This is a genomic window from Geovibrio ferrireducens, from assembly GCF_026226615.1.
GTDB lineage: Bacteria > Chrysiogenota > Deferribacteres > Deferribacterales > Geovibrionaceae > Geovibrio > Geovibrio ferrireducens.
On the sequence record NZ_JAJAPB010000031.1, the window covers coordinates 1 to 458 of the forward strand.

A 458-nucleotide genomic window follows, 5' to 3' on the forward strand; every position below is an offset into this window, starting at 1 on the left:
TGTATATGTCAAGTAATTCGAGGACAAATATCGTTTAACTGCTGCGGTGTTTTTCCGTTGATTCCCTGGTGTGGTCTATGCTCGTTGTAGTATATGATGTACTTGAGCAGTTCATCTTCTAATTCCTCAACAGACTCAAATACATAGTCCTGCAACAAGTCTTCTTCTATTGACCTCCAGAATCTCTCTGCCTTTCCGTTAGTCTGCGGTCTGTAAGGTCTTGTGTATCTGTGTCTTATGCCCATCTCTATAAGAAACCTCTCAAACGGATGGTCTTCCTTGCTTCCCGATTCCTTTGTGCCGAACTCCGGACCGTTATCCGTCAGTACCTCTGCAAAGCGGATATTATATCTCTGAGCTATAAAGTTAAAGCTTCTGAATACGGCAAACATTACCGTTAAGGCCTTTTTATCAGCAATAGCCTCTACCCATGCTATACGGGTGCAGGAATCCACTAC

General features: G+C 43.2%; 1 protein-coding gene. It reads right to left on the reverse strand.

What is annotated here, in order from left to right; genetic code table 11:
• Positions 1 to 8: 8 nt before the first annotated feature.
• Positions 9 to 458 (reverse strand): integrase core domain-containing protein (locus OSQ85_RS14025; protein ID WP_265823931.1); only part of this gene is annotated, 450 nt, incomplete at its 5' end.